The sequence below is a fragment of the Fictibacillus solisalsi genome (assembly GCF_900103485.1).
Classification (GTDB): domain Bacteria; phylum Bacillota; class Bacilli; order Bacillales; family Fictibacillaceae; genus Fictibacillus_C; species Fictibacillus_C solisalsi.
Window position 1 is genome coordinate 1,040,038 of sequence record NZ_FNHW01000001.1, and the last position, 21,796, is coordinate 1,061,833.

General features: G+C 45.4%; 18 protein-coding genes. All 18 read left to right on the forward strand.

Annotated elements, in window-relative coordinates:
• Positions 1 to 79: 79 nt before the first annotated feature.
• The 18 genes from BLT53_RS05440 (at position 80) to yfmH (ending at position 21,757) form a co-directional block, all read left to right on the forward strand.
• The gene (locus BLT53_RS05440; RefSeq protein ID WP_090233318.1) at positions 80 to 1,069 is read left to right on the forward strand and encodes a polysaccharide deacetylase family protein; all 990 of its coding nucleotides are present in this window, start codon (positions 80 to 82) and stop codon (positions 1,067 to 1,069) included.
• Positions 1,070 to 1,141: 72 nt separating this feature from the next.
• Positions 1,142 to 2,380 (forward strand): M16 family metallopeptidase, encoded by a 1,239-nt coding sequence (locus BLT53_RS05445; RefSeq protein WP_090233319.1) that lies wholly within the window; start codon positions 1,142 to 1,144, stop codon positions 2,378 to 2,380.
• 486 nt (positions 2,381 to 2,866) lie between these two features.
• Positions 2,867 to 3,766 (forward strand): dipicolinic acid synthetase subunit A, encoded by a 900-nt coding sequence (gene dpaA, locus BLT53_RS05450; RefSeq protein WP_090233321.1) that lies wholly within the window; start codon positions 2,867 to 2,869, stop codon positions 3,764 to 3,766.
• A complete protein-coding gene (dpaB, locus tag BLT53_RS05455; RefSeq protein ID WP_090233322.1) occupies positions 3,766 to 4,359 on the forward strand; it encodes a dipicolinate synthase subunit B in 594 nt (197 codons plus the stop codon). Before dpaA ends, dpaB begins: the two co-directional genes overlap by 1 nt.
• A 190-nt stretch (positions 4,360 to 4,549) precedes the next feature.
• On the forward strand, positions 4,550 to 5,596 hold the full coding sequence (gene asd / locus BLT53_RS05460) for an aspartate-semialdehyde dehydrogenase (RefSeq protein ID WP_090233323.1): 1,047 nt from the start codon (positions 4,550 to 4,552) through the stop codon (positions 5,594 to 5,596).
• A gap of 20 nt (positions 5,597 to 5,616) precedes the next feature.
• Entirely contained in the window at positions 5,617 to 6,861 is a 1,245-nt protein-coding gene (gene dapG, locus BLT53_RS05465; RefSeq protein ID WP_090233324.1) for an aspartate kinase, read from the forward strand.
• A 46-nt stretch (positions 6,862 to 6,907) separates the two neighbouring features.
• Positions 6,908 to 7,777: a 4-hydroxy-tetrahydrodipicolinate synthase gene (gene dapA, locus BLT53_RS05470; protein ID WP_090233325.1), complete on the forward strand. Its 870-nt coding sequence runs from the start codon at positions 6,908 to 6,910 to the stop codon at positions 7,775 to 7,777.
• Positions 7,778 to 8,094: 317 nt separating this feature from the next.
• Positions 8,095 to 9,768, forward strand: coding sequence for a ribonuclease J (locus BLT53_RS05475; protein ID WP_090233327.1), 1,674 nt, complete (start codon positions 8,095 to 8,097; stop codon positions 9,766 to 9,768).
• Positions 9,769 to 9,861: 93 nt separating this feature from the next.
• Positions 9,862 to 10,617 (forward strand): ClpP family protease, encoded by a 756-nt coding sequence (locus tag BLT53_RS05480; protein ID WP_090233329.1) that lies wholly within the window; start codon positions 9,862 to 9,864, stop codon positions 10,615 to 10,617.
• The gene (locus BLT53_RS05485; RefSeq protein WP_090233330.1) at positions 10,614 to 10,847 is read left to right on the forward strand and encodes a YlzJ-like family protein; all 234 of its coding nucleotides are present in this window, start codon (positions 10,614 to 10,616) and stop codon (positions 10,845 to 10,847) included. Before BLT53_RS05480 ends, BLT53_RS05485 begins: the two co-directional genes overlap by 4 nt.
• A 92-nt stretch (positions 10,848 to 10,939) precedes the next feature.
• The gene (locus tag BLT53_RS05490) at positions 10,940 to 13,294 is read left to right on the forward strand and encodes an FtsK/SpoIIIE family DNA translocase (RefSeq protein ID WP_090233332.1); all 2,355 of its coding nucleotides are present in this window, start codon (positions 10,940 to 10,942) and stop codon (positions 13,292 to 13,294) included.
• A gap of 221 nt (positions 13,295 to 13,515) precedes the next feature.
• The gene (locus BLT53_RS05495) at positions 13,516 to 14,241 is read left to right on the forward strand and encodes a GntR family transcriptional regulator (protein ID WP_090233333.1); all 726 of its coding nucleotides are present in this window, start codon (positions 13,516 to 13,518) and stop codon (positions 14,239 to 14,241) included.
• 91 nt (positions 14,242 to 14,332) lie between these two features.
• A complete protein-coding gene (locus tag BLT53_RS05500) occupies positions 14,333 to 15,403 on the forward strand; it encodes a BMP family lipoprotein (RefSeq protein WP_090233335.1) in 1,071 nt (356 codons plus the stop codon).
• 113 nt (positions 15,404 to 15,516) lie between these two features.
• Positions 15,517 to 17,055, forward strand: a complete 1,539-nt coding sequence (locus BLT53_RS05505) for an ABC transporter ATP-binding protein (RefSeq protein WP_090233336.1) — start codon at positions 15,517 to 15,519, stop codon at positions 17,053 to 17,055.
• Positions 17,051 to 18,097, forward strand: coding sequence for an ABC transporter permease (locus tag BLT53_RS05510; RefSeq protein WP_425284696.1), 1,047 nt, complete (start codon positions 17,051 to 17,053; stop codon positions 18,095 to 18,097). Before BLT53_RS05505 ends, BLT53_RS05510 begins: the two co-directional genes overlap by 5 nt.
• Positions 18,097 to 19,059 carry an ABC transporter permease gene (locus BLT53_RS05515; RefSeq protein ID WP_090233338.1) on the forward strand — a complete coding sequence of 321 codons (963 nt, stop codon included), beginning with the start codon at positions 18,097 to 18,099 and terminating at the stop codon, positions 19,057 to 19,059. The genes BLT53_RS05510 and BLT53_RS05515 overlap by 1 nt, the downstream gene beginning before the upstream one ends.
• 128 nt (positions 19,060 to 19,187) lie before the next feature.
• The gene (gene yfmF / locus BLT53_RS05520; protein WP_090233340.1) at positions 19,188 to 20,468 is read left to right on the forward strand and encodes an EF-P 5-aminopentanol modification-associated protein YfmF; all 1,281 of its coding nucleotides are present in this window, start codon (positions 19,188 to 19,190) and stop codon (positions 20,466 to 20,468) included.
• Complete coding sequence (yfmH, locus tag BLT53_RS05525; protein ID WP_090233342.1) at positions 20,468 to 21,757, forward strand: EF-P 5-aminopentanol modification-associated protein YfmH; 1,290 nt, start codon at positions 20,468 to 20,470, stop codon at positions 21,755 to 21,757. Before yfmF ends, yfmH begins: the two co-directional genes overlap by 1 nt.
• Positions 21,758 to 21,796: the final 39 nt, after the last annotated feature.

Below are 21,796 nucleotides of genomic sequence, written 5' to 3' on the forward strand. Positions count from 1 at the left end.
AAAATGCCATTATAGAGCATGGGCTCCATGTTCTAACCCTCCCGGATTGGACATACCTTTTTAATGGGAGGGAAGTGAGATGAAGAGAAATCTGCTGCATATGAGCATGATGGCCCTGATCTTTGCATTTGCTGTAGGTATGGTGCAAAACCCGTTTACCTCCACGTATGTTGATAAGATGAAGGACCAGACGGCGGCGGTGTCCAAAATGCAGGGAAACAGCCTGTACGAACAGCTTCAGCAAAAATCGCCATCTTACCATAAAGCACCCATCGATGCAAAAATCGACAGGGTGTGGAAGGCGATCCCAGGTTATAACGGCATGGAACTGGATATTGATGCTTCGTACAAAAAATTAAAAGGAAGCAAAACGATCGACGAGAAAAAACTGGTGTTTAAACAAATTCCGCCAAAAGTGAAGCTGCAGGATCTGCCGCCTTCACCAATCTATAAAGGGAACCCCGAAAAACCCATGGTAACGCTGCTTGTGAATGTGGCATGGGGTAATGAATACTTGCCTAAACTTTTAAAGATCATGAAAAAGTCCCATGTTCATACCACTTTTTTTCTTGACGGGTCGTGGGTCAAGAAGAATCCAAGTCTCGCAAAAATGATTCTGGATGAAGGGCATGAAATCGGAAACCATGCGTATACCCATCCGGATATGAAGCGATTGACAAACAAGCGTATCAGGGAAGAGCTTGTCAGCACCAATCAAGTGATACAGGCGACGCTTGGAGACAGGAATAAAGTTCCTGTAAAATGGTTTGCACCGCCAAGCGGATCTTATCGAGATGACGTCGTTAAAATTGCTGCTGAAGAAAAAATGAGAACGATCATGTGGTCGGTGGACACGGTAGACTGGAGGAAGCCGGATCCGGGGGCAATGGCCCAGTCGGTGATAAGAAAACTGCATCCGGGAGCCATGATCCTTATGCATCCCACGTCATCAACTGCTGATGGCTTACAGCAAATCATCGACGGCATTAAAGCAAAAGGATACGCTATTGGAACGGTAAGCGACCTGATGGATGAAAAACGCCTATACCTCAAGTCATCCGCTGAATAACATTGTTGTATGATAGGTATGTTAATGATATATTGTTCCTAGAGATGGAATTACAGCTAGGGGGAAACAGGTTTGATTACTAGACATACGTGTCCAAACGGCGTGAGGGTCGTTTTGGAAAAGATTCCAACTGTCCGTTCCGTTGCGATCGGGGTATGGATCGGCACAGGTTCACGGTTTGAAGTTCCCGAAAATAATGGGGTTTCTCACTTTTTGGAGCACATGTTCTTTAAAGGAACAGCAACCCGAAGTGCAAGGGAAATCGCTGAATCATTTGACAGCATTGGCGGCCAGGTCAATGCGTTTACTTCCAAAGAATATACATGCTACTATGCAAAGGTACTCGATACTCATGCACCGAGAGCGCTGAATGTACTGTCCGATATGTTTTTTAACTCTGCCTTTGATGAGCAGGAGTTGTTAAAAGAAAAGAATGTCGTGCTCGAAGAGATTAAAATGTACGAAGATACTCCAGATGATATTGTTCATGATCTTCTCAGCAGGGCAAGCTTTCATCAGCATTCTCTCGGTTATCCGATTCTTGGTACGGAAAGTACGCTGAATACATTTACAGGGCAAACCCTACGCAATTATATGAAAGACTACTACACACCTGAAAATGTGGTGATTTCAGTGGCCGGGAATGTAGAAGAGAGCTTTATTAAGGAAATAGAAGATCTCTTTGGAAGCTATTCAGGCAGCCAGGCGGCTTCACGCCTGAATGCACCTGGCTTTCACAGTCAAAAGATTGCCCGCAAGAAGGAAACCGAACAGGCTCACCTTTGCCTCGGGTTCCCAGGGCTGTCCCTGAAAGACCCGGACACCTACTCTCTGATTGTGCTGAATAATATTTTTGGATCAAGCATGAGCAGCCGGTTGTTCCAGGAGGTTCGTGAGCAGCGCGGACTGGCCTACTCCGTGTTCTCCTACCATTCGGCTTATCAGGACAATGGTTTGTTTACAATTTATGGAGGGACGGCTCCCAATCAGCTTGATGAGCTGTATGATACCGTGAAGATGATTGTCAATGATCTTCAAGATAAGGGGATCACTGATAAAGAGCTGGTCAACTCCAAGGAACAAATCAAAGGCAGCTTGATGCTTAGTCTCGAAAGCACCAACAGCAGAATGAGCAGAAACGGAAAGAATGAGCTCATTTTGAATTACCATCGTTCACTCGATGAAATGGTTCAATTGATCGACGGGGTGACAAAAGAAACGGTCGATTCACTGATTGAAAAAATATTCAGCAAGGAATGCTCCGCATCCCTTGTCAGCCCGACCGGTGAACTTCCAAAAGGATTGCAATAAAGCCTGCAGCATGTCAGCTGCACCCTCAATGGCAGGGTGCAGCCGACATAAGCTGGAGGTTTTTTCTTTTCATGTTTTCATTGCATCTTCATTGATGGATTGGAGTAGAAGCTGCGATATCCTTGAAATGAACGTCATATTTTCTTTGTGTGATGCTCCGTTTCTGAAGTCTTCCTTGTCCTCCGGAAAACGAGCATCTGAAACGGAAACCAATCACTAAAATAGCTAAAAAGATTACAAATACATGGATTCTTATTTTCCAATGGTAGACGGTAAAATAGGCTTGGACCTAGGTTGTCTACTCAATCCCCAATCTTTTTCCTGAATATAATGATAGAGCAAATGAGAACGAATAACCGATTTTATTACTGTTGACTCCGGATTGGCACAGTAACCATCTAGGCAAAGTGTTCATATGATGGTGTTGCGAACATGAACAAGGATTTCCCCTGTTTATATCGGAGTGACAGAGAAAGGGGAGGAAGCATGTTAACTGACTTACAAGTTGCCATATTTGGCGGTGATGCCAGACAACTGGAAGTGATTCGTAAATTGGCGGAACAAGGGGCAAATCTTGTTCTTGTGGGATTTGACCAGCTCGACCATGGATTTACAGGAGCTTCGAAATTGGATATTGGTGAAGTCGACTTTTCCAAATTGGATGTCATCATTCTTCCGGTGAATGGATCGGGCCCGAATGGAGAAATTGAAACCATTTTCTCAAATAAACGCATCGTACTTACTGCTGAGCATCTAAAAAGAACACCACAACACTGCCATGTGTATTCGGGTATCACGAATTCCTATTTGAATAAAATTGTCTCACAAAGCGGCAAAGGGCATACACAGCTTTTTGACCGGGATGACGTTGCCATTTATAACAGCATCCCGACAGTCGAAGGCACGATAATGATGGTAATCCAGAATACGGATACGACCATTCACAATTCAAACACCGTTGTCCTCGGTTTCGGCCGGGTCGGCATGAGTGTGGCAAGAGCGTTTGATGCGCTTGGTGCCAATGTGAAAGTTGGGGCAAGAAAACCTGAACATTTGGCAAGAATCAGCGAAATGGGCTTTATACCTTTTCATCTTGATCATCTGCAGAAAGAAGTGACCAACACGGATGTATGCATCAATACAATTCCGTTTCAAATTGTAACCTCCGATGTGATTTCTAAAATGCCCACTCAAACATTGATTATAGATCTGGCTTCCAAGCCAGGTGGTACGGATTTCAAGTATGCTGAAAAAAGAGGTATTAAGGCATTGCTGGCACCAGGATTGCCGGGCATCGTCGCACCAAAGACAGCAGGGCAGATCCTTGGCAATGTTCTTTCCCAATTAATAGGGGAACAAATGAGTACTCGAAAGGGGAAAGTGTAATGAAGGTCCATGGTAAACACATAGGATTTGGTTTAACAGGTTCACACTGCACATATGATGCTGTATTTCCCGAAATCAAACGGCTGGTGGAAGAGGGAGCAAAGGTCACTCCGTTCGTTACGCATACCGTGCAAAACACAAATACCCGGTTCGGTGAAGGAGAAGAGTGGCTTGAAAAGATAACAAAACTTACAGGAACTGAACCCGTTAATTCGATTGTCAAAGCTGAACCGTTCGGACCGAGGACTCCTCTGGACTGCATGATCATTGCGCCGCTGACTGGGAACTCCATTAGCAAGTTTGCCAATGCCATGACAGATTCGCCGGTTTTAATGGCTGCGAAAGCCACCATGAGGAACCAGTCACCAGTCGTTCTCGGAATATCGACCAATGACGGGCTTGGATTGAACGGAGTCAATATCATGAAGTTAATGGCTGCAAAAAACATTTATTTTGTGCCGTATGGCCAGGATGATCCAGTAAACAAGCAAAATTCACTGGTCGCCCATATGGAATATCTCCTGGAAACGGTTGAGGCTGCACTCGATGGAAAACAGCTGCAGCCAGTTCTCCGAATGTTGCAATCGCAATAAATGATAAAAATAGCTTACCAATGGCGCAAATTATGATAAAATGTGAAATAAAATGTTTATTGGAAGCAAGTAATCTCTCATTTTGAAGCAGTGAAGGGAACAATGATGTTTCATAAGGGGAGAAACACTCGTTGTTTCTCCCTTTCTGTTTTAAAGTCAAGTATGGAGAACAAAAAGGAGATAGTGTTAAATGACTCAAAAAGGATTTCACGTAGCTGTAGTCGGAGCAACAGGTGCAGTCGGACAACAAATGCTTAAAACACTGGATGAAAGAAACTTTCCAATCGCAAAGCTGTCCCTTCTTGCGAGCAGCCGGTCTGCCGGAAGAAGTGTTGAGTATAAAGGGGAAAAAGTTGTTATTCAGGAAGCAACTCCGGACGCATTTGAAGGGGTTGATATTGCCTTGTTCTCTGCGGGCGGATCCATTTCAAAGGAACTGGCACCGGAAGCGGTAAAGCGCGGAGCAGTGGTTATTGATAACACCAGTGCATACCGTATGGACGAAAACGTGCCATTGGTGGTACCTGAAGTAAATGAACAAGATATTGCCAAGCACCAGGGTATTATCGCCAATCCGAACTGCTCAACCATTCAAATGGTCGTTGCACTAAAACCCCTGCAGGAGAAGTACGGGTTGAATAAAGTGATTGTATCCACCTATCAGGCAGTTTCAGGAGCAGGTGCGAAAGCGATCAAGGAGCTTAAAACCCAATCTCAGGCGATATTGGACGGAAACGAATTTACCCCTGAAATCCTGCCATGCGCCGGTGACAAGAAGCATTATCAGATTGCGTTCAACGCCGTGCCACAAATCGATAAATTCGAGGATAATGGCTATACATTCGAAGAAATGAAAATGATTAATGAGACGAAAAAAATCATGCATATGCCATCACTTGAAGTGGCGGCTACCTGTGTCCGGCTTCCGGTAGAGACGGGCCATTCTGAATCCGTTTATGTCGAGCTTGGAGAAGATGTTTCTTCTGTTCATGAAATTAAGGAGCTTCTGTCTGCATCTGCCGGCATTACTCTACAGGATGATCCGGAACATCAAGTGTACCCGATGCCTGCCCACTGTGTTGGCAAAAATGATGTCTTCGTGGGACGCATCAGAAAAGACTTGGACCGCGAAAATGCGTTTCATATGTGGGTTGTATCCGACAACCTGTTAAAAGGTGCTGCCTGGAACTCGGTTCAGATTGCAGAAAGCCTTATTAAGCTCGGATTGCTGAACTAATTAAAGAAGGTGCTAACTTCATGAAAATAATCATACAAAAATTTGGCGGCACATCTTTAAAAGATGAAAAAGGAAGAGAACTGGCTGCACAGCATGTGAGACGCGCGATAAGTGAAGGCTACAAGGTAGTATGTGTGGTATCAGCCATGGGACGTTCGGGCGATCCGTATGCCACCGATACATTGCTTCGGCTACTGGGAGAAAATGATCAACATGTGGAGAGCAGAGAATATGATCTGCTTCTTTCCTGTGGAGAAATTATCTCTTCTGTCGTGTTTTCCAACCTTCTGAAATCAAAAGAAATTTCGGCTTCTGCTCTTACAGGTTCTCAGGCGGGATTCCGGACCAATGATGAGCACAAAAATGCCCGGATCACAGATATGCAGTGTGAGCGTCTGCAATGCATGCTTGAAACCTATGATGCTGTGGTTGTTGCAGGATTTCAGGGAGAAGCTGCCAACGGAGACGTCACCACGCTGGGCCGTGGTGGCAGCGATACCTCCGCTTCGGCTTTAGGTGCCGCTCTTGGCGCTGAATATATTGATATATTTACAGATGTAGAAGGGGTCATGACGGCGGATCCACGGATTGTAGAGGACGCGCAGCCACTATCCGTTGTCACGTATAATGAAATCTGCAACATGGCCTATCAGGGGGCAAAAGTTATCCACCCGCGAGCGGTTGAGATTGCCATGCAGGCGAAGGTTCCCCTCAGAATCCGGTCCACCTATTCAGAACTTCCGGGAACATTGGTGACTTCAGCCACGTCCAAGGGAGCGGGAAGGGATGTCCAGGATCATGTCATAACCGGCATTGCCCATGTTCCAAAGGTAACTCAGATCAAGGTGTTTGCCAGGGATGCACAATATGATTTGCACACGACCGTGTTTAAGGCAATGGCGAAAGAGCAGATATCCGTGGACTTTTTTAACATTAGTCCAAAAGGTGTCGTGTATACGGTAATGGAAAATATGGCCGAGCATGCTGAGAAGGTGCTGCGCGAACACGGCTACTCACCAGAAATCACCAGAAGCTGTGCCAAAGTATCCGCAGTAGGTGCCGGTATGTCAGGCGTTCCTGGTGTAACAGCAAGGATCGTTGAAGCGCTGGTCAATGAAAACATACAGATACTGCAATCCGCAGATTCGCATACTACCATTTGGGTGCTTGTCAGACAGGATGATATGGTCAAAGCGGTGAATGCTCTGCACAGAGCTTTTGAACTGCACAACATCCATTCAAAAGGCCGGCAGCTGTCAGAATAAGTACGAAAAACGGATGTTGATTGCAAGATTTAAGGAGCTGATATTCATGCATTTTGGAAACGTAAGTACCGCCATGGTTACACCCTTTGACAGTAAAGGAAACATTGATTTTACCAAAACAACAAAGCTGGTCAATTATTTGATTGGAAACGGCAGTGACAGCCTTGTTGTCGCAGGGACGACCGGTGAGTCTCCAACATTGTCAACAGAAGAAAAACTTGCCCTGTTCCGCCATGTTGTAAAAGTGGTAGACAAGAGAGTACCGGTGATTGCCGGTACAGGCAGCAACAACACAAGAGCTTCCATCGATTTAACAAAAAAGGCGGAAGAAACAGGCGTCGACGCGATCATGATCGTTGCTCCGTATTATAATAAACCGAGCCAGGAAGGAATCATTGCACATTTCAAGGCGATTGCAGAAGTAACCTCACTGCCGATTATGGCGTATAATGTTCCCGGCCGTACGATTGTACATTTTACTGCAGAAACAGTGATCGAGCTGTCCAAAATTCCGAATGTCATCGCGATTAAGGATGCAGGGGGTAATTTGGGGGATATGAGCCGGATCATTGAAGAAACAGAAGATTTTCAACTCTACAGCGGTGATGACGGCATGACGCTGCCTGTATTATCCATTGGGGGCACAGGGATCGTATCGGTAGCCTCCCATGTGATTGGAAACGAAATGCAACAAATGGTTACGGCCTATAAACAAGGAAACGTGGCGGAAGCAGCAAGACTACACCGGCAGCTGCTTCCTGTTATGGATGAGCTGTTCAAAGCACCAAGTCCTGCTCCGGTAAAAACGGCTCTCCAGTTTAAGGGGCTTGATGTTGGCAGTGTGAGACTTCCTTTATTGCCTCTAAACCACCAGCAGCGGGAATCACTATCTCAAGTAATGAATATTTCATTGTAAAAAGCGGCCTTTGTGCCGCTTTTTTTTACTCTCTGGAATTATGTGGGGCTATTCGCACAAGAATTCTCCATTCATATGTTAATAGGAGCGGAAGAGGCGGGATACAGGCTGGAAAAGCGGGACAGATGCTCCTCTGACCGCCCGCGGAAAGCGAGCATCCTAAAAACAGGAATCAAACACCTCCTAAAAGCAACGAAGGCAAAAAGACAATAAAGAAAAAACAGTTCTCCTTGTATTCGCTTTCGAACATAAGCTATAATAAATGCAAGTGACGTGAACGGAGAAATACATAACCAACAACTAGGAGGATTATTACATTGACAACAAAACAACAAAATAGCGATAAAGTAAGAGTTTTTGCTCTGGGCGGTATAGGGGAAATCGGCAAAAACATGTATGTGGTCGAAGCGGGGGAAGATATCTTTGTCCTGGATGCGGGACTCATGTTTCCGCAAGAAGAGATGCTGGGCATCGATATTGTGATTCCTGACATTACTTACCTTGTACAAAACAAGGACAGGGTAAAGGGAATCTTTCTGACTCACGCACACGAGGACCATATCGGCGGCCTTCCTTTTATTTTAAAGCAGCTTCCTGTTCCGGTTTATGGAACGAAGCTTACCCTGGGGCTTGTAGACGCAAAGCTTAAAGAAGCTGGGCTTCAACGGAGCACGAAGACCTTTTTGGTGAGTTCTGATTCCGTCCTTGACTTTGGCGAACATAAAGTCACTTTTTTTGGTACCAATCACAGTATTCCTGATTCCGTCGGCATTGCCGTTCACACGCCGCAGGGGATCATTGTAAATACTGGGGACTTCAAGATCGATCAGTCTCCGATCGATGGTAAGCATACGGAATTTGCCAAAATTTCAGAGCTGAGCCAAAAAGGAGTGCTTTGTCTTCTATCAGACAGCACCAATGCTGAAAGACCAGGGATGACAGGGTCGGAAAAATCTGTGGGCCATGAAATTGACAATGTGTTCGAGGAGGCAAAAGGCCGTGTAATTATTGCTTCATTTGCCTCCAACGTTCATCGAATCCAGCAAATTTTTACTGCAGCTGCGAAAACCAACCGAAAGATCATCATTACCGGCAGAAGCATGGTAAAAGTCGTGGATATCGCGTCAGACCTGGGTTATCTGAACATTGAGAAAGACAGTATTATCTCTATCGATCAGATAAATAATTATGCCGAAGACCGGATTGTTATTCTTACAACGGGCAGCCAGGGAGAGCAAATGGCCGCTCTTTCACGCATGGCGCATAAAGCCCACAAACAAATTGCGATAAGGCATACTGATACAGTAGTCATAGCAGCTACTCCGATCCCGGGGAACGAACGCTCTGTGGCACGTATTGTGGATCTTCTTATGCGGACGGGAGCAGAGGTTGTTTTTGGACAGCGTAAAGTTCACGTTTCCGGTCACGGAAGCCAGGAAGAATTAAAACTGATGCTAAGCCTGATGAAGCCTAAATACTTCATCCCCGTTCACGGTGAATATAAAATGCAGAAAGCCCACCAAAACCTGGCACTTCAGGTAGGTGTGGCCCCGGAAAATATATTTATTCTTGAAAAAGGCGAAGTGGTTGAATTTACAGATGGAATGGCCAAACGAACAGGAAAAGTGCCAGCCGGCAATGTACTGGTTGATGGACTTGGAGTCGGGGATATTGGCAATATCGTTCTCCGCGACCGGAAACTGCTATCCCAGGATGGCATACTCGTCGTCGTGGTTACGATCAGCAAAGCTTCCAACCAGATTATCTCGGGACCGGAAATTATCTCTCGCGGTTTTGTGTATGTACGCGAAAGTGAGGAGCTCCTTCATGAAGCCAATTCACTTGTAACGGAGGTTCTTGACCGATGCATGCAGGAAAAAGTAAAAGACTGGTCTTCCTTAAAATCCAATATGCGTGATTCATTAAGCCATTATCTGTATGATAAAACACGGCGCCGCCCAATGATCATGCCAATTATCATGGAAATTTAAGCCTGCGATGCCGCAGGCCTTTTTTCTTCCGAATGAAAATAATCCGTGCGTTCATACTAAAAGAAAATGGATATCAACCCAGGGGGTTTTTGTATGAACCGCACGACGAATAATTTTAATGGAGAACAAGAACCAAAACGCGAAGAAAATAACGAACAAAGCAGTCTGGTTAACAAGCTGCAGGCTCTTGGTCAAACCAACGTTCCGCAAATGGAAGGCTCAAGCATTCATTGCCTGACCATTGTCGGTCAAATTGAAGGACATGTTCAGCTGCCGCCCAACAACAAGACAACCAAATATGAACACCTCATCCCGCAGCTGGTGGCAATCGAACAAAACCCGAAAATTGAAGGGCTTCTCATTATTTTGAATACGGTTGGCGGTGATGTAGAAGCCGGGCTTGCAATTTCAGAAATGATCGCCTCTCTTTCAAAGCCTTCTGTATCGCTCGTGCTTGGTGGCGGCCATTCAATTGGAGTGCCGATAGCCGTGAGCGCCGATTATTCTTTTATAGCGGAAACCGCAACAATGACGATTCATCCCGTTCGGCTGACCGGACTTGTAATCGGTGTTCCACAGACGTTTGAATATATGGATAAAATGCAGGATAGGGTCATCAATTTTGTGACCTCACATTCGGATATTACCGAGGAAAAGTTTAAGGAACTGATGTTTTCCAAAGGCAATTTAACCCGTGACATTGGAACAAACGTGATTGGAAAGGATGCCGTCAGCGACGGACTGATCAACGAAGTGGGCGGAGTGGGGCAGGCCATTTCGAAGCTGAATGAACTGATGGAACAGAACCGGAAATCCAAACCCGAGAACGGGTTAGAGGTGATCCAATGATATGGTATACGCTCATGCCCTTTGAAATGATGTTTCCGCAGAACAGCACAGCAAAAGAACAAACCCAGCCGATGACCGTCCTTTACAACAACATTCCGCTTCTTGTGGAGCAAGTTTCACCCATGGAATATAAAGTAGTCCGTGTGATCAGTACAGATCCGGCGCATTTTATGGACGAATCTTGCGGACCTGGGCAGATTCTGTCGATGAACACATTTGTAAACCCATAGAAAACATGTGTGCCCCTGTGATATAATAATGGACAAAGAAGCAGCCCTCTAGTGGCTGCTTTAGTTGGTTTTTAGGAAAAAGAGGTGAAAGAATGGCAAAACGCAATAAAAAAACATCAAAAAAGACATCGGCCTGGAAAGAACAGTTGAGCTTTGAGCTCGCTGGCCTTCTTTTGCTTGCTTTAACACTGCTTGCCCTTGCCAAAATGGGGAAAGTCGGGCAGGCATTTGTGCAGTTTTTAAAATTTTTCAGCGGAGAATGGTACGGAGTCCTGCTGATCGGAACCCTTGTCATGGCCATCTATCTGATTTGGAAGCGAAAATCACCGCCGGTTTGGGGAAAACGGTTGGCAGGCTTTTATTTATTTTACATATCCATGCTGATTCTCAGTCATCTGAAATTGTTTTCTCTTCTTTCCAAGCAGGGAAAATGGTCGGATCCTTCCGTCATCCGAAACACCTGGGAGATTTATTGGTCACAGCTGTCGGGAAGTATACCGCAGGGAGATCTTGGCGGAGGCATGATCGGGGCAGTGGGCTTTGCAATGTTTCATTTTCTGTTCGGTGTACAAGGTTCGGCGGTCATCCTAGTTTTTGTCATGATCATTGCCATTATATTAATTACCGGAAAGTCGTTGTCAGGTGTCATCGCAAAATTGGCAGAAGCAGCCGGCAGCCTTTATTCAACCGCTTATGAATCGTTTCAAAACAAACGGCAGGAGCTGAGAGAAAACCGGAAAAAGGTACAGAGACAAACGCCTTCAAGATCGCAAGAACCGGCTGAAGGCCATCATGAAACTCGAACAATGGATGAAGAATACGAACCCATTATCGAAGATTTCACAAGGAACGTTCATGGCGATGAAAGCCCGGCGGTACAGCTGAAATTTGGTTCCAAAGGCTTTCACGAAGAACCGGAAACTCAAAATGAAACCAGCCACGCTCCAACTGATAATAAGCAAGACGGACTTCCTGCCAGTTTTGAACAGACGGAAGAAGAACATAATGAAAACTATTTGCTCCCTTCCATGGATTTGCTAGTCAGGCCGACTTCAACTGGTCAGCATAAGGAACGTCAATATTCGGCAAGCAAAAGCAACGCAAAGAAACTGGAGAAAACCTTTGAAAGCTTTGGGGTAAAAGCTAGAGTGCTGAAGGTTCATCTTGGCCCGGCGGTAACGAAATATGAAGTGTATCCAGATGTAGGAGTAAAGGTAAGTAAAATCGTTAACCTTGCCGATGATATCGCCTTGGCTCTAGCCGCGAAAGATATCCGGATCGAAGCTCCTATTCCCGGAAAATCAGCGGTCGGTATTGAGGTTCCTAACCAGGAGGTAGCCACGGTTACGCTGCGTGAAGTCCTTGAATCAAGCCAATATCAAAAGCAAACCTCAAAACTTGCGATCGGGCTAGGAAGGGATATCTCGGGGGAACCTATTTTTGCCGAGTTATCAAGAATGCCTCACCTCCTGGTCGCCGGGGCTACAGGAAGCGGGAAAAGTGTGTGTATTAATGGCATCATTACAAGCATATTGATGAGAGCCAAACCCCATGAAGTGAAAATGATGATGATTGACCCGAAAATGGTTGAACTCAACGTGTATAACGGGGTTCCCCATCTCTTGGCTCCGGTTGTTACAGAGCCGAAAAAGGCTGCGCAGGCATTGAAACGGGTGGTTAGTGAAATGGAACGCCGTTATGAATTGTTTTCGCACACAGGGACCCGGAATATCGAAGGGTACAATGAAGGCATACGCAGAGCCAATAATGAAAGCGATGCGAAACAGCCAACCCTGCCTTATATTGTCGTGATTGTGGACGAGCTGGCAGATTTGATGATGGTGGCTTCAGGAGATGTGGAAGATGCCATTATTCGTCTTGCCCAGATGGCACGTGCAGCAGGAATCCATCTGATCATCGCCACCCAGCGGCCTTCAGTGGATGTTATTACAGGAATAATTAAAGCCAATATTCCGTCCAGAATTGCGTTCAGTGTTTCTTCCCAGACGGACTCGCGTACCATTCTTGATATGGGCGGCGCAGAAAAGCTGCTGGGCCGGGGTGATATGCTCTTTTTCCCTTCCGGATCGTCCAAACCTACAAGGGTTCAAGGGGCATTCCTATCAGATCAGGAAGTGGAAAAAATTGTTGAGTTTGTGATTGGACAGCAAAAAGCACAATACCAGAAGGATATGATACCAACGGAAGAAGCACAGGTAACGATGGAAGTGGAGGATGACCTGTTCCCCGAAGCGGTGAAGCTTGTAGTGGACATGCAGACGGCCTCTGTTTCCATGCTTCAGCGGCGCTTCCGCATCGGCTATTCACGGGCGGCCAGGCTGGTGGATGCAATGGAGGCAAAGGGAGTCATAGGGCCTTATGAGGGCAGCAAGCCAAGGGAAGTATTGCTTACATCTCTACCGGAACAAAACCAGGCATCAAGTTAAAAAACAGAACCCCAAAACACGGGGTTCTGTTTTTTAACCTGCCTTTTCTGAATAATGTGTATATTCCCGTTTTAAAAAAATCTCAAAAAATAGTATTTATTTCTCATGATAAAAATGATATATTAATGTCGATTATTTTATTTATTTGTCAAAAAAATTTTACACTTAAAAAAACAGTACATTATTAATGGTTTTGATTGTCTATCGAGGTGAGTAAAAACGTGTCCATTAAGACGGATCATCGTCTGCTGTATTTAAAAGTCATTGAGAAATTGAAAGCCGACATTGAAAATGGCACTTATGAGGAAGGAGAAAAGCTTCCATCCGAATTTGAGCTGTCAAAACAGTTGGGCATCAGCAGGGCGACATTACGAGAAGCGCTGCGCATCCTTGAAGACGAAAATATTCTGATCAGAAAACATGGTGTTGGGACCTTTGTTAGGACCAGAGCCCTATTTTCTTCCGGAATTGAAGAACTCTTCAGTGTGACAGAAATGATTGAACGGGCGGGAAAAAAAGCTGATACTGTTTTTGTTTCGTCGGTAGTGGTCCCTGCTGTGGATGACCTGAAACATCAGTTTAAACTTCCGCCGGACGGTGAAATCAATGTAGTGGAACGGGTAAGGACCGCTGATAGTGAGCCGGTTGTTTACTGCATCGACCAAATGCCGGCAACGTTCATGCCTGCCGAATCGCAGCATAAGTACCTTTCCATGCTCGAAATGCTTGAAAGAGAAGCAGGCAAGCGTGTTATGTATGCCGTTACAACGATTGAACCTCTCGGATTTCATGAACGGATTTCAGAGATCCTGGAATGTCCCGAAGAAGCCTCACTTCTTGTACTAAAGCAAATGCATTATGACCAGAATGATGAGCCGGTTTTATATTCCTGCAATTATTTTAGAGCCGATAAATTTAATTTCACAGTTGTCAGAAAACGATTATAGTAAGTTTATCCTATTTAGGGGGTGATGTGCTACACCGTTTGCTTGATGTGTTATGAGTGTTATCCGTATAAAAAATTAGGGGGAAAAACAATTGAAAAAGAGAACCGGGGTTTTATTAAGTCTTGCTTTAGCAGCTGGTACACTGCTTTCTGCCTGTGGGAAAGATGACGGCGGAGGATCAAATGCCGATGGTAAGAAGGATGCATTTAAGGTGGCCATGGTCACCGACACTGGCGGTGTAGACGATAAGTCCTTTAACCAATCCGCTTGGGAAGGGCTCCAAAAATTCGGTAAAGACAACGATTTGAAAAAAGGAACAGGCTTTAAATATCTCCAATCCACGGCTGCGAGTGATTACGCTCCCAACCTTAACTCATTAGTACGCGATAATTACAAGCTTGTTTACGGAATCGGATTCCTGATGCAGCAGGACATCCAGAAGGTGGCTAAACAGCAGCCAAAAGCACAACTTGCTCTTGTTGACTCTGTTGTTCCGGAAAAGAACGTGGCCAGCATCACATTCAAAGAACATGAAGGTTCATTCCTTGTCGGTCTGATCGCCGGCACACAGACGAAAACCAATAAAGTCGGGTTCGTCGGCGGCGTGGACAGTGAATTGATCAAAAAGTTTGAAAACGGATTTAAAGCTGGTGTAAAAACAGCGAATCCAAAAGCTGAGATTTTTGTTCAATATGCAGGTGACTTCAATAAAGCAGAAAAAGGCCAGGCCATTGCCAATACTTTCTACGGAAAAGGCGCTGATATTATCTATCATGCAGCTGGCGGAACAGGAAAAGGTGTATTTACAGAAGCAAAGAACCGTTCCAAAAATGGCGAAAAGGTTTGGGTTATCGGAGTTGACCGTGACCAGCACGAAGAAGGAATGCCAGAAAATGTAACATTGACTTCCATGGTTAAGCGTGTGGACAAGGCGGTTGAAGAAGTTTCCAAGCAAACAATGGACGGAAAGTTCCCTGGAGGAAAAACGGTAGAATTCGGACTTGACCAAGACGGTGTGGGAATTGCCCCTCATAAAGAGAATGTTTCCAAAGACGCTCTTGCCAAAGTTGATGAGTATAAAAAGAAAATCCAGGACGGTGACATCACAGTCCCTAAGACAGACAAAGAGTATAAGACATTTGAAGCTAACATGAAAAAGTAAATGCTAAAAAGTAAAGGCTGGTATTCGTTTACTGGCCTTTATTTACGCCGTAAAAGGTTAGACTTCTGACTCCTAGAAAGACCAAGAATAAAAGTCATTAAGGGGTGAACTTGGTGGAATATGTTATCGAAATGAGAAACATACGCAAAGAATTTCCTGGAATTGTTGCCAACGACAATGTCACATTGCAGGTGAAAAAAGGTGAGATTCATGCGCTTTTGGGTGAAAACGGAGCCGGAAAATCAACCTTGATGAACGTGCTCTTCGGTTTGTATCAGCCAGAGCAGGGTGAAATCTATGTAAAAGGAAAACCCATCTCCATTACTGATCCAAATGTAGCCAACCGGCTTGGAATCGGCATGGTGCATCAGCACTTTATGCTTGTTGAAAATTTTACTGTAACAGAAAATATTATATTAGGCAAAGAAATCACTACCGGAGGACGTGTGGATTTAAAAAAAGCGGCCAAGGAAGTCAAGGCACTTTCTGACCGCTATGGTTTATCGGTAGATCCAAACGCAAAGATTGAAAATATTTCGGTGGGTATGCAGCAACGGGTGGAAATTTTGAAAACGCTGTATCGCGGAGCTGAAATCCTTATCTTTGACGAGCCTACAGCTGTACTGACGCCGCAGGAAATTCATGAATTAATGGAAATCATGAAGAAGCTCGTAGCGGAAGGGAAATCCATTATCCTCATCACGCATAAGCTCAAAGAAATTATGGAGGCATGCGATAGATGTACCGTCATCAGAAGGGGACGCGGCATTGGCACCGTTGATGTGGCAGAAACGAATCCCGATAAGCTTGCTGCCATGATGGTAGGACGCGAAGTTAATTTTAAAGTGGATAAAACGGACGCTTCACCGAAGCACACCGTTCTTAAGATCCAGAACCTCGTTGTAGAGGATGCGAGAAAAGTACCGGTAGTCGATGGCCTTAACCTGGAGATTAAAGCGGGGGAAATCCTCGGTATCGCAGGGGTTGACGGTAACGGACAGACGGAGCTTTTAGAAGCTATTACAGGCCTAAGAAAAGCTGTCAAGGGAACCGTTGAGCTTAACGGTAAGAGCATTACCAACCATAAACCAAGAAAGGTTACGGAAGCAGGGCTTGGCCACATCCCCCAGGACCGGCATAAACATGGTCTTGTTCTGGATTTTTCCATTGGAACAAATATGGTTCTGCAAACGTACTATCAGCAGCCTTTCTCAAAACATAAAATTCTTAAATTCCCGGCGATTTTTGAGAAAGCCAATCAACTCATCAAAGAATTTGATGTTCGAACGCCAAGTGAGCATACATTGGCCCGAGCGTTATCGGGAGGCAATCAGCAAAAAGCGATCATTGCCAGGGAAGTGGACAGAAGTCCAGACTTTTTGATTGCGGCCCAGCCAACCCGGGGACTTGATGTTGGGGCGATCGAATTTATCCACTCAAAGCTCATACAGGAGCGAGATAAAGGAAAAGCCGTACTTCTGCTTTCCTTTGAACTCGATGAAGTAATGAATGTCAGTGACCGGATCGCTGTCATCTATGAAGGGAAAATTGTAGCCATCGTTGATCCGAAGGAAACGACGGAACAAGAGCTCGGGCTGCTTATGGCAGGCGGGAAGAAACAAAAAGCAGGTGATCGTAGTGAATCTCATTAAAGGCCGTTTATTTCATATTCTTGTACCCGTTGTTTCGGTTTTATTGGGGCTTCTAATCGGCGGCATAATCATGCTTGTCAGCAATTACAACCCGATTTCAGCCTATGCTGCGCTTATTGACGGCATATTCGGGAATGGCTATAACCTTGGTGAAACCATACGTGCGGCATCTCCGCTTATTTTGTCGGGGCTAGCTGTTGCTTTTGCTTTCAGAACCGGCCTTTTTAACATCGGAGTTGAAGGGCAGCTGCTCGTCGGCTGGCTCGCTTCGGTTTATGTTGGCATTCATTTTGATCTTCCTAAAGTGATTCACCTTCCGTTTGCCATTTTGGCAGGTGCAGCCGCGGGTGCACTGTGGGGAGTCATTCCCGGTTTTTTGAAAGCAAAGTTTAAAGTACATGAAGTTATCACAACGATCATGATGAACTATATTGCGCTCTATACGACCAACGGAATCATTCGCGCTTACATGCTGGCGCCTGGGGAGCGGACAAAGGATATTAAAGAAACTGCGTCTCTGGCTTCACCGTGGCTGCAGCAGCTTACCGAGTTTTCAAGGCTTCACTATGGCATTGTGGTAGCCATTCTGGCTGCACTGATCATGTGGTTCATTTTATGGAAGACCACGACGGGATATGAATTAAGGGCCGTGGGATTCAATCAGCATGCTTCACAATATGCGGGAATCAATGTGTCAAAAAACATCGTGCTCGCCATGGCCATTTCTGGTGCATTTGCCGGTGCGGCGGGAACGATGGAAGGACTTGGAACTTATCAATACATGACCATCAATAACGCGTTTACAGGGGTCGGTTTTGACGGCATTGCGGTCTCCCTGCTTGGTGCCAATGGCTCTGTCGGCATTATTATTGCTGCCTTGCTGTTTGGGGGGCTCAAGATCGGATCGCTTACCATGCAATCCGCAGCAGGCGTGCCGACGGAACTTGTAGGAATTGTCATCGCACTTATCATTTTCTTTGTGGCGTCAAGCTACCTGATTCGATGGCTGACCAACCGATTTACAAAAGGGGGTAAAATCTGATGGATTTCTTTCAAATTCTTGCCCTTATCGTTCCAGCTGCAATCGTATCGGCAGCTCCGCTTATTCTCACGGCGCTTGGTGGAGTGCTTAGTGAACGTTCAGGCGTGGTTAACATCGGCCTTGAAGGGCTGATGATGTTCGGTGCCTTTATCGGAGCTATTTTTACGCATTATGGTGAACAGTGGGGACTTGGAGGCGGTTCTCCATGGATGAGTTTCGTGGTTGCTATTGTCGCCGGAGCCTTATTTGCCGTACCGCACGCGGTGGCCAGCATTTCTCTGAAAGCCGACCAGGTGGTCAGCGGTGTGGCACTTAACTTTTTGGCTGCAGGTCTCTCCATCTTTTTGACAAAGAAATTGTTTGGAGCCGGGCAGACGCCGGATATCCAGGAACGGATTGGAAAGGGTGATGTTCCTGTGCTGTCTAAGATTCCGGTGATCGGAGATCTGCTTTTCTCCAATGCGTATTCTACATCGTTTGTTGCGGTATTCCTTGCCTTTGTCGTGTGGTATATCATTTATAAAACGCCGTTCGGGCTTCGCCTCCGGTCTGTCGGGGAGCACCCGATGGCTGCAGATACCATGGGGATCAACGTCATTAAAACGCGATACATTTCAGTAATCATGGGAGGCGCGTTTGCAGGACTCGGAGGAGCCATCTATGTGGCTTCCATCGCTGGGAACTTCACGGGTTCCACCATTTCCGGCCAAGGTTTCATGGCTCTTGCCGCCATGATCTTCGGGAAATGGCATCCGCTGGGTGCCATGGGTGCGGCTCTCTTTTTTGGTCTTGCCCAGAGCTTGAGCATTACAGGAGAACAAATTCCGCTCCTGAAAGATATTCCTGATGTGTATCTTCTGATTTTGCCTTATGTTTTGACCATTCTTGCCCTTGCCGGATTTGTCGGCAGAGCGGATGCACCAAAAGCATCCGGACAGCCTTACGAAAAAGGCAAACGATAAGAACCAGAGCCTGTTTCCCTTGGGGAGCAGGCTCTTTATTTCTTCTTCAGGCAGGAAAAGTCATGTTTGCTATGGAAAGTGGGTACACTAGAAAGTATGATTCATACTTATAAAAAGGAGGAACCGAAATGACACTTGTAGACCATCACGTGGCGGATTTGCCCGGAATGACCTTACATACGATCGAAACAACCAAATATAAGACCACTTCTTTAATACTGCAGATTAAAAGCCCGATTACAGAAGAAGAAGTAACCAAAAGAGCCTTGCTTCCCTATGTGCTGCAAAGCGGCACTGAACGCTATCCGAGCAGCAAAGAGCTTCGTGCTGCACTTGATAGCCTTTACGGGGCAACGCTTGGAGTGGACCTTTCCAAAAAAGGTGAATACCAGATCATCACCTTGCGAATGGATGTGGCGAATGAAAAATTTTTGAGCGACAACACGCCCTTGCTTGACCGGGCGTTTGCATTGCTTTCCCAGGTGCTCCTGAAGCCGGCCAAACAAGGTGAAGCGTTCCTGCCCCGGATAGTTCAAAAGGAAAAGCGGTCGTTAAAACAGCAGATTGAATCGATTTATGACGATAAAATGAGATATGCCAACAAGCGCCTGATTGAAGAAATGTTTGAAGAAGAACCGTACCGCTTCAATGTATACGGCAGTAAGCAGGAAGTGGATCCAATCACGCCCGAAACACTGTATGACTATTACCAAAAAGTAATAAAAGAAGATGAAATTCATCTTTATGCGGTCGGTGATGTTTCAAAGGATGCACTGCAGGAATTGGCAAAAAAACATTTTGAATTTCCACAGGACAGAACGGAACCGAAACGAACCTCTCCATCTGGCAAGCAAAGGGTGGACGAAGTTAAGGAAATTTTTGAAGAACAGGAAGTGCAGCAAGGAAAGCTGCATATGGGTTATAGAACCTATATCACATATAGCGATCCGGAATACCTTGCCCTTCAGGTATTCAATGGGGTGTTCGGCGGATTTTCACATTCTAAGCTGTTTATGAACGTTCGTGAAAAAGAGAGCCTCGCATATTATGCTGCTTCACGCTTTGAAAGTCATAAAGGCATCATTTTTGTGATGTCAGGCATTGAGACCAATAACTATGAAAAAACCGTGAAAATCATCAATGAACAGCTCGAGGAAGTTCGAAACGGAAACATTACCGACGGGGAACTTGAACAGACGAAAGCTATGATTAGAAACCAAATCCTAGAAACCGTAGATGATTCAACCGGCCTGGTGGAGGTTCTTTATCATGAAGTGGTTTCCCGCCATAAACGGACCATCGAGGAATGGCTCGAAGGCATTCAGAATGTCACGAAGGAACAAGTCAGGGATGTCTCCCAAAAGATTCAGCTGGATACCATTTATTTCTTAAAAGGGAGGGGAGAATGATGGAACAAATCCATTTTAACCAGCTTAAAGAAACTTTGAACCACAAAACTCTTCCGAACGGCCTGAAAGTGTATATCCTGGAAAAAAAGGATTTTAACAAAACATATGCTACATTCACGACTCACTATGGTTCAGTGGACAACCACTTTGTCCCGCTTGGGAAACAGGAAAAGGTGAAAGTTCCGGATGGCATAGCCCATTTTCTAGAGCATAAGCTTTTTGAAAAGGAGCATGGGGACGTTTTCCAGGACTTCAGCAAGCAGGGAGCATCCGCGAACGCGTTTACCACGTTTAACCGCACTGCCTACTTATTTTCAACGACCGGCGACGTGGAAAAAAACTTGACCACTCTTATTGATTTTGTTCAGGCACCATATTTTACAGAAAAAACGGTGGAAAAGGAAAAAGGAATAATCGGACAGGAAATAAGGATGTATGATGATAATCCGGACTGGCGGGTGTACTTTGGCCTGATTGCCAATATGTACAAAAATCATCCTGTGGCTATTGATATCGCGGGAACGGTGGAATCCATTGCAAAAATCACGAAGGATGATCTGTACGAATGCTACAATACCTTTTATCATCCGAGCAATATGCTCCTCTTTATTGTCGGCCCGGTTGATGCTGAAAAAATTATGGATCTTGTGGAAAAAAACCAGGCAGGCAAGGATTACAAAGACCAGCCGCCGATCGATCGCTTTTTTGAGGAAGAACCGGCTGAACCGGCCAACAGAAAAGAGGTGCTGCACATGCCTGTGCAAACGCCAAAGTGCTATATGGGATATAAGGAGAAGCGGCCGCAGCGAAGCGGGAAAGACCTCCTTGTCCGTGAATTGTCCATCAACCTGTTATTGGAGATGATGTTGGGCAAAAGCACAAAAAATTATGAAAAACTATATGAAGAAGGCTTAATTGATCCTTCCTTTTCGTTTGACTATACCGAAGAGATGGGATTTGGCTTTTCCATGATCGGCGGGGATACAACCGACCCGGATACGTTTGCACAGCGTATTTCCGAAATGGTAAATGAATTCAAACAGCAATCACTGAATGAAGAAGATCTTGAACGGGCGAGGAAAAAGAAAATCGGCTCGTTTCTCAGAGCGCTGAATTCTCCTGAATTTATTGCCAACCAATTTACCCGGTATGAATTTAATGAGATGAATCTTTTTGATGTAATCCCTACTTTTGAGGAACTGACCGTCAAGCAGCTTCAGGACGCGTTAAACGACCATTTTCAGGATAGCCAGCTGACCGTTTGTCAGGTAAAGAAGAAACAGTCATAATGAAAGAAAAAAGAGCATCCCTGCGCAGAGCGGGGATGT

Bases quoted from the DNA above. Each gene is read 5' to 3' on its own strand.
- BLT53_RS05440 (WP_090233318.1), top strand. From the start codon at position 80: ATGAAGAGAAATCTGCTGCATATGAGCATGATGGCCCTGATCTTTGCA.
- dpaA (WP_090233321.1), top strand. From the start codon at position 2,867: ATGTTAACTGACTTACAAGTTGCCATATTTGGCGGTGATGCCAGACAA.
- dpaB (WP_090233322.1), top strand. From the start codon at position 3,766: ATGAAGGTCCATGGTAAACACATAGGATTTGGTTTAACAGGTTCACAC.
- asd (WP_090233323.1), top strand. From the start codon at position 4,550: ATGACTCAAAAAGGATTTCACGTAGCTGTAGTCGGAGCAACAGGTGCA.
- dapG (WP_090233324.1), top strand. From the start codon at position 5,617: ATGAAAATAATCATACAAAAATTTGGCGGCACATCTTTAAAAGATGAA.
- dapA (WP_090233325.1), top strand. From the start codon at position 6,908: ATGCATTTTGGAAACGTAAGTACCGCCATGGTTACACCCTTTGACAGT.
- BLT53_RS05480 (WP_090233329.1), top strand. From the start codon at position 9,862: ATGAACCGCACGACGAATAATTTTAATGGAGAACAAGAACCAAAACGC.
- BLT53_RS05485 (WP_090233330.1), top strand. From the start codon at position 10,614: ATGATATGGTATACGCTCATGCCCTTTGAAATGATGTTTCCGCAGAAC.
- BLT53_RS05490 (WP_090233332.1), top strand. From the start codon at position 10,940: ATGGCAAAACGCAATAAAAAAACATCAAAAAAGACATCGGCCTGGAAA.
- BLT53_RS05515 (WP_090233338.1), top strand. From the start codon at position 18,097: ATGGATTTCTTTCAAATTCTTGCCCTTATCGTTCCAGCTGCAATCGTA.
- yfmF (WP_090233340.1), top strand. From the start codon at position 19,188: ATGACACTTGTAGACCATCACGTGGCGGATTTGCCCGGAATGACCTTA.
- yfmH (WP_090233342.1), top strand. From the start codon at position 20,468: ATGGAACAAATCCATTTTAACCAGCTTAAAGAAACTTTGAACCACAAA.